The organism is Phenylobacterium sp., from assembly GCF_044371015.1.
Classification (GTDB): domain Bacteria; phylum Pseudomonadota; class Alphaproteobacteria; order Caulobacterales; family Caulobacteraceae; genus Phenylobacterium.
Genome location: NZ_JBILUK010000143.1, coordinates 1 through 7,989, shown reverse-complemented (window position 1 = coordinate 7,989; position 7,989 = coordinate 1). Strand labels below are relative to the sequence as shown.

The following is a 7,989-nucleotide window of genomic DNA, read 5'->3' as shown; positions in this document are numbered from 1 at the left end:
GTCCGCGCCAATGTCCTGAGCGTGCCCGGCCAGATCCAGCACGGTGTCGAGGTTCTGATCCGAGCAGGACATGATGGTCCGGGCCACGCCCGCGGTCTCCTCGACCGCGAGATTGAAGGCCCACTTCCGTTCGGCCACGGACATGGAGAAGAACTCGCCCTGCTTGCCCGAAATGAACAGGCCGCCGAGGTTAAGGTCCCGGGTCCAGTGCCGGATGTTCTTGCGGAAGCCGCCCTCATCAATCGAGAGGTTCGGCTGGAAGGGCGTGAGCGCGGCTGCCCATATGCCGCGGAGATTGTCCCGGGCGAAGTCCTTCGCGTCACGCTTGTTGTACTTCACCGCCAGCTCCCTGGACCCTGTTCTCCGGCTTGATGGCAACCCTTGGTCGCTCGACCGTCTTTGAACGAAGCTAGCAAGGAGCAGCATAAGCTTCGATTCAATTTAATCCCGCTGGATATGACTATAGGTAATATCAAAAGTTCGACGTCGACGGCCTAGGCTAGTCCTCTTCCCCGAGGCGGCGGCCGACGCTGCGAAGGTGTTCGAGCAGGGCGGCAGCCGAAGGCCGCAGATCGCCTGGCGATCGCATGATGGCGCCGACCGGGCTCTCCGTGCCCGGCAACTTGAGGGGCAGGATGGTGAGCTTGCCCTGCCGAACCTCTTCGCGGACGACCTGGTAGGGGAACGCGCCGACGACGTCGGAACTTTCCAACAGCACACGGTTCGTTAGGGCCGACATCGACTCGATGATGTTCTTGGGCAAGTGCAGCTTGGCCTGCGCAAAGAGCCGCTCGATCTGCCGCCGCAGGTGCGATTCCGGCACGGGCAGTAGCCAAGCCTCGTCCAGCAAATTCTCGAGTGTGAGGCGTTTGCGCTGCGTGAGGGGGTGGTCGCGGCGCACCGCTAGGCACGTCCGCTCCGCGTAAAACTCCTCGTGGATCAGCCCTTCGCGCTGCGGACCCTCCGGCAGACGTCCAAGCACGAGATCCAGGTCTCCCATTCGCAGCCGGGGGAGCAGGACATCGTAGGTGCCGTCGAAGACCGTGATCGCCACATTCGGTCGATCCTTCTTGAGCTCGATGATGGCCCCCGGGAGCAGGCTCGCTGACGCCGCGAGCAGGGTGCCCACCGTCACGTGGCCTCCGAAGCCTTCGTGCAGGGACTGCAGTTCCTCCGCTGAGTGCCGGATCTGCGCCAGGACGTTCTTGGCGTGTCGTACGAACACCTCGCCGTAGTAGGTGGCCACAAGTCCCCGGCTGCTGCGCACAAAGAGCTGCAGTCCTAGCGTCTCCTCAATATCCTGAAGCGATTTCGTCACCGCCGGCTGCGTGAGGTTCATCTGCTGCGACGCCTTGAGGACGCTACCGTAGTCGTGGATCGCGGAGATGAGTTCCAGGTGCCGAAGACGTAGCTTGTGCGTCATCCTGCGGTCGAGCGGTGCGAGCGCCATGGCCTATCTCTCCGAACGCCGGGAGGCTAGCCGGCGTGCAAGGGTCGAGTTCGCCCTATTAGGGAACATGATAGTATGGCTCGCAAATATAATTATTCGGCGAGCTGCGGTGTTCCTAGTCTGAGCGGGCCCCAACCGCAGGGTCCCTTCGATCCGCAACGCCAAGAGGACTGAACATGACCATCGCGGTCGGCCTGGCTGGGCTCGGCTCGATTGGCGGCGTGGTCGCCGCCGGGCTGGACCAGGGTATTCCGGGGCTGCGATTGGTGGCTGTCGCCTCCAGGCAGTCGGACCTGGCCACAAGGTGCTCCAGATTCGTGAACTCGGTTCGAATCCTCGATCCCGTGCAACTCGCCCGGGCCTGCGATGTCGTTGTCGAGTGCGCGCCCGCCGCCGCGTTCCGGGAGATCGCGACGCCGGTGCTCGAAGCCGGCAAGACGCTGCTGACCGTTAGCGGCGCTGCGCTTTTGGAGAACCTGGACCTCGTCGAGGCGGCCGCAGTGGCCGGCGGAAGGATCATCCTGGCCACAGGGGCGCTGGTGGGACTGGACGCTGTCCGCGCGGCGAGGGAGGGGGAGATCTCCTCAGCACAGCTCGTGACGCGGAAGCCGCCGCAGTCCCTAGCGTCGGCCCGGTTCGTGATCGATCATGGGATCGAACTCGCCGGCCTCGAGCAACCCCTGCTTCTCTTCAGTGGAACGGCTCGCGAGGGGGCCCGCGCCTTCCCCGCGAACGCCAATGTGGTCGCCGCCCTGGCGCTCGCCGGCATCGGCTCCGACCGCACCCACTTCGAACTCTGGGCCGATCCAACGAAGAGCCGGAACTGTCACCGTGTCATCGTGGAGTCCGACAGCGCCCGCTTCACGGTCGAGATCGAGAACGTTCCCGACGCCGACAATCCGGGCACCAGCCGCATCGCGGCGCTCAGCTTGCTTGCCGCAGTGAGGAGCCTCACGGCGCCCCTCAGGGTCGGGTCTTGAGTCCGCCGGAACCCTTGGACACGCGCGAGGAGCCGATGATGTCAGCTCGGCCGCTCCGCAATTCCGCGTCGCTCGAAAGCTATTGGATGCCGTTTACCGCCAACCGGCAATTCAAGGCCGCTCCGCGTCTGCTAGCCTCCGCCCAGGGCATGTACTACCGGACACCCGAAGACCGTCCAGTGCTTGACGGGACTTCGGGTCTTTGGTGCGTCAATGCCGGACATGGTCGGCGCGAAATCGCTGACGCCGTCGGTCGCCAGCTGCTCGATCTGGACTTCGCGCCGTCCTTTCAAATGGGGCACCCTTTGGCGTTCGAACTCGCCGAGAAGCTCGCGACATTCTCGCCGTGCAGCGCCGGCTCGGGCACCGACCGCGTCTTCTTCACGGCGTCGGGCTCTGAATCGGTCGACACTGCGCTGAAGATCGCTTTGGCCTACCAGCGCGCAATCGGACAGGCGACGCGGACCCGCCTGATTGGACGCGAACGCGGCTATCATGGGGTCGGCTTCGGCGGCATCTCGGTCGGCGGCATCGTCAATAGTCGCCGGGCATTCCCCCAGTTGCCCGGGACCGATCATCTTCGGCACACCCATGATCTTGCGCTGAACAGCTTCACACGTGATTTGCCACAGCACGGCGCGGAGCTCGCCGATGATCTGGAACGGTTAGTCGCGCTGCATGGGGCAGAAACAATCGCGGCGGTGATCGTGGAACCCGTCGCCGGTTCAACAGGCGTTCTGCTTCCCCCGAAGGGCTATCTTGAGCGCCTCCGCGCCATCTGTGACCGCCACGGCGTCCTTCTGATCTTCGATGAGGTGATCACTGGATTCGGACGCCTGGGATCAAGTTTTGCAGCCGATCATTTTGGCGTCCAGCCGGACATCATCACCTCCGCCAAGGGCCTTACCAACGGGGCCGTCCCAATGGGGGCCGTGTTTGTTCGCCAGGCCATCTACGACGCATTGATGCAGGGGCCCGAGGCGCAGATCGAACTCTTCCACGGCTACACCTACTCGGGCCATCCGGTCGCCTGCGCCGCCGCTCTCGCGGCGCTGGGGGTTTACGAATCCGAGGACCTCTTCGCACGGGCTCGCGCGCTGTCTTCCAAGTGGGCTGAGGCGATGCACAGCCTGAGGGGGCTACCCAACGTGATCGACGTTCGCGCGATCGGTTTGGTTGCGGGAATTGAGCTGGATCCGCGCCCCGGCGCGCCCGGCGCGCGCGCCTATGAGGTGTTCGTGGATTGCTTCGAACGTGGCCTACTGATCCGCGTGACCGGCGACATCATAGCACTCTCACCTCCTCTAATCGTCGAGGAGGACCACATCAACGCAATGGTCTCCCTGCTTTCTGACGCGCTGAAGCGGTTGTCCTGAAATCCCTTTGAAAAGGAGTCCCTCGGTGAAGGTCGGCATACCCAAAGAAATCAAGGATCACGAATTTCGAGTGGGTTTGGTTCCGGGTGGCGTGGGCGAGCTCGTGAGGCGTGGTCATGAGGTCTACATCGAGCGTGGCGCCGGTAGTGGTTCGGGTCTTGCCGATGCGGAGTATCTCGACGCTGGCGCTCGTGTTCTCCAGTCGGCTGACGAGATATTTGAGACGTCGGAGCTCATTGTTAAGGTGAAGGAGCCCCAAGCCGTTGAGCGTGCGCGTCTGAAAGCGGGACAGGTGCTTTTCACCTACCTGCATCTTGCGCCAGATCTGAGCCAGGCGCAGGAACTCATCGAGTCCGGCAGCACGTGTATCGCCTACGAGACTGTCACAAATTCCGATGGATCGTTGCCTCTTCTTACTCCGATGTCGGAGGTCGCCGGTCGGATGGCTGCGCAGGTCGGAGCGCACTACCTGGAGCGTTCCTCGGGCGGACGCGGCATTCTCATGGGCGGTGTTCCCGGCGTAACGCCCGCGTCTGTCGTTGTCCTCGGCGGGGGTGTGTCGGGCACCCATGCCGCGAGCATCGCATTAGGCATGGGCGCGCGTGTGACAGTCGTGGACCGGTCGCTGCCCGTATTGCGTCGCCTCACGACGCATTTCGGCGCTTCTATTGATACGGCCTACGCGACGTCCGACACGGTGGAGCGTCTGGTGCTGGATGCGGACCTCGTGATCGGCGCCGTTCTGATTCCCGGCGCGTCGGCGCCTAAACTCGTCACGGCCGATATGGTGAAGCGAATGAAGGCGGGCTCGGTACTCGTGGATGTTTCGATCGACCAAGGCGGCTGCTTCGAGACCTCACGCGCAACCACCCATGCAAATCCCGTGTTCGAGGTCGATGGCGTGATCCACTACTGCGTGGCGAACATGCCGGGCGGCGTAGCGCGGACCTCTACGTTCGCGCTCAGCAACGCGACCTTGCCCTACATACTCGCCATCGCCGACCGCGGCTGGAGGGGGGCATTGTCGGATGACCTCCATCTGAGGAACGGCCTGAACGTGCACGCCGGGCGGGTAACGCACCCGGCCGTCAGCGAAGCTCTTGGCCTAGAGTTCACGCCCGTCGAAGCCGCAATAGCGGCCTAGTCGTCGGGCCCTCGCCAACTCCGCCAGCCTCCCAGGGAACGCCAACAAGTGTCCAGCCTGCGAACGAACGGGTCTTCGAGGACCTCCACTGAACCAACGGCCCTCTTGCAGAAGAGCCTTAGGGCGCGCCACGTGGAGATGATCGCCATCGGCGGAATCATCGGCGCCGGCCTCTTTGTCGGCAGCAGCGCCTCAATTGCCGCAGTCGGACCTGCGGTGATCGTCAGCTATCTGCTGGCGGGGCTGATCGTACTTCTGGTCATGCGCATGCTGACAGAAATGGCGGTGGCCATTCCAGGAGTGCAGACTTTTCCGGACTTCGCGCGTCTGGGCCTAGGTGATTGGGCCGGTTTCATGAGCGGCTGGCTCTATTGGTATTTCTGGGTCGTCGTCGTGGCTATCGAGGCGATCGCGGGCGCCGCCATCATCCACTTATGGCTTCCGATGTTCGATGTCTGGCAGATCGGCATTGTTCTGGTTGCCGTGTTGACGGGCGTGAACCTGCTGTCGACAAGATCCTATGGAGAATTCGAGTTCTGGTTCTCGTCGCTCAAGGTGGCGGCCATACTTGCATTTATCGTCATCGCCGCGTCCTATGCCTTCGGCCTGACATCGCCTAGTGGGCCGACCTTTGCCAATCTGACCATCCACGACGGCTTCATGCCCTATGGGGTCTTGGCTGTTCTTGCGGGCGTGCCGAGCGTGATTTTCGCCCTGACCGGCGCAGAGATCGCGACTATCGCCGCTGCAGAGTCATCGGAGTCCGAGAAGACCATCGCCCGGATGTCTCTGACAGTAGCGGCGCGGATTATGATCTTCTACGTCCTGTCCATCGCTCTCATCGTTTCGGTCGTCCCCTGGCCCGTTGTCGTAGCGGGCACATCACCCTTCGCGACGGCCCTCTCAACAATGGAGGTTCCAGGCGCTGCGACGATCATGAACATTATCGTGCTGGTGGCTGTCCTGTCCTGTCTCAACTCCGGCCTCTATGTCACCTCGCGCGTCCTCTTCGGCCTTGCCGCCCGCGGTGAAGCCCCGAAGAACCTTGTCACCCTCAATCGTCGCCAGGTCCCGGCGCGCGCAATAGTCGTCGGCAGCCTGTTCAGCTACGCCGCATTGGCGGCGTCGGTTCTGTCTCCGCAAGTTGTGTTCAGCTTCCTGGTCAACGCTTCAGGCGCAACGATGCTGGTGATCTACTTGCTTATCGCGTTTGCTCAGCTTCGCTTGCGAGATCGCCTGCAGCGTGATGCTCCAGAGCAGCTTACCGTCAAGATGTGGTTCCACCCCTGGGGCGCTTGGCTCGCCATCTCCGGGATGATCGGCGTGCTGGCGGCGATGGCGTTTTCGCCAGCCCGGGCGGCAGAGTTGGCGGCCAGCCTTATCGTCATTTTCGGCGTCGGCATTTCTTTTGTCCTCCACCGCACGGCATCCCGTCGGGAGCGCCCCTCCGAGTAGGGCAGACTCCAATACTGCGATCCGGCGGCCCGAGACCTCGCGGTCGCCAGTCTAAGCGGCACCCAATTCCATGGCCGGAGACGACCAGGCATGCGAGAAATCACCCACTTCATCGGCGGCGCTGCGGTCGCCGGAACCAGCGGCCGCCACGGCGAGGTGTTCAACCCCAATACCGGCGAGGTTCAGGCTCGCGTGGCGCTGGCCACGGCCGGCGAACTGAACGCGGCGGTGGCGTCGGCGCTCGAGGCGCAGGGGACCTGGAGCCAAGTGAACCCCCAGCGCCGCGCGCGGGTGATGTTCGAGTTCAAGCGGCTGGTCGAGGCCCGCATGGACGAACTGGCCGGGCTGCTCTCCTCCGAGCACGGCAAGGTGGTTGCGGACAGCAAGGGCGACATCCAGCGGGGCCTGGAGGTGATCGAGTTCGCCTGCGGGATCCCACATGCGCTGAAGGGCGAATACACCGAGGGCGCGGGGCCGGGGATCGACGTCTATTCCATGCGCCAGCCGCTGGGCGTCTGCGCCGGGATAACGCCATTCAACTTCCCGGCGATGATCCCGATGTGGATGTTCGGGGTCTCCATCGCGGTGGGCAACACCTTCATTCTCAAGCCCAGCGAGAAGGACCCCAGCGTGCCGGTCCGACTGGCCGAGCTGATGATGGAGGCCGGCGCCGCGCTCGGAATGGATCTCAAGGGCGTGTTGAACGTTGTCCACGGCGACAAGGCGGCGGTCGATGCGATCCTGGATCATCCGGACATCAAGGCCGTGAGCTTCGTGGGTTCCTCCGACATCGCCCACTATGTCTATTCGCGCGGCACGGCGGCCGGGAAGCGCGTGCAGGCCATGGGCGGCGCCAAGAACCACGGCATCATCCTGCCCGACGCCGACCTCGAGCAGGCCACCAAGGACATCATCGGCGCGGCCTATGGATCGGCGGGGGAGCGCTGCATGGCGCTGCCGGTGGTCGTGCCCGTGGGCCGCAAGACCGCCGATGAGGTGCGCGCGCGGGTGCTGGCCGAGATCGAGACGCTGAAGGTGGGCGTCTCCACCGATCCGGCCGCGCAGTACGGGCCGGTTGTCAGCCAGGCGCACAAGCAGAAGATCAGTGACTACCTCCAGACCGGAGTCGACGAAGGCGCCGAGCTGGTGGTCGATGGCCGCGGTTTCAAGCTTCAGGGCTACGAGCAGGGCTTCTTCATCGGCCCAAGCCTGTTCGACGGCGTGACGCGGGGCATGAAGACCTACCACGAGGAGATCTTCGGCCCTGTCCTGCAGATCGTCCGCGCCGAGAGCTTCGAAGAGGCGCTCGATCTGCCCTCCTCGCACCAGTACGGGAACGGCGTCGCCATCTTCACCCGCAACGGGCGGGCGGCCCGGGAGTTCGCTCAGCGGGTCAATGTGGGCATGGTGGGCATCAACGTGCCGATCCCCGTGCCGGTGGCCTATCACACCTTCGGGGGCTGGAAGCGCAGCGCGTTCGGCGACGCCAACCAGCACGGCATGGAGGGCATCCGCTTCTGGACCAAGATCAAGACCATCACCGCCCGCTGGCCCGAGGGCTCCGTCGAGGACTCCGCCTTCGTC

General features: G+C 63.9%; 7 protein-coding genes. 5 read left to right on the top strand and 2 right to left on the bottom strand.

Features of this window, described 5'->3' with window-relative positions; genetic code table 11:
- Together ACIQ3R_RS12125 and ACIQ3R_RS12120 are read right to left on the bottom strand one after the other, a co-directional pair.
- Positions 1 to 339 (bottom strand): dihydrodipicolinate synthase family protein (locus ACIQ3R_RS12125; RefSeq protein WP_397418831.1); only part of this gene is annotated, 339 nt, incomplete at its 3' end.
- A 160-nt stretch (positions 340 to 499) separates the two neighbouring features.
- Entirely contained in the window at positions 500 to 1,450 is a 951-nt protein-coding gene (locus tag ACIQ3R_RS12120) for a LysR substrate-binding domain-containing protein (RefSeq protein ID WP_397418829.1), read from the bottom strand.
- A 176-nt stretch (positions 1,451 to 1,626) separates the two neighbouring features.
- Here ACIQ3R_RS12120 and ACIQ3R_RS12115 point away from each other — a divergent pair, with 176 nt between their 5' ends.
- The 5 genes from ACIQ3R_RS12115 to ACIQ3R_RS12095 form a co-directional block, all read left to right on the top strand.
- A complete protein-coding gene (locus ACIQ3R_RS12115; RefSeq protein WP_397418827.1) occupies positions 1,627 to 2,430 on the top strand; it encodes an aspartate dehydrogenase in 804 nt (267 codons plus the stop codon).
- Between the two features lie 86 nt (positions 2,431 to 2,516).
- Positions 2,517 to 3,806, top strand: coding sequence for an aspartate aminotransferase family protein (locus ACIQ3R_RS12110; RefSeq protein ID WP_397418825.1), 1,290 nt, complete (start codon positions 2,517 to 2,519; stop codon positions 3,804 to 3,806).
- A gap of 25 nt (positions 3,807 to 3,831) precedes the next feature.
- Positions 3,832 to 4,950: an alanine dehydrogenase gene (gene ald, locus ACIQ3R_RS12105; RefSeq protein WP_397418823.1), complete on the top strand. Its 1,119-nt coding sequence runs from the start codon at positions 3,832 to 3,834 to the stop codon at positions 4,948 to 4,950.
- 138 nt (positions 4,951 to 5,088) lie between these two features.
- On the top strand, positions 5,089 to 6,405 hold the full coding sequence (locus ACIQ3R_RS12100; RefSeq protein ID WP_397418833.1) for an amino acid permease: 1,317 nt from the start codon (positions 5,089 to 5,091) through the stop codon (positions 6,403 to 6,405).
- A gap of 90 nt (positions 6,406 to 6,495) precedes the next feature.
- On the top strand, positions 6,496 to 7,989 hold a 1,494-nt coding region (locus ACIQ3R_RS12095), incomplete at its 3' end, for a CoA-acylating methylmalonate-semialdehyde dehydrogenase (RefSeq protein ID WP_397418821.1).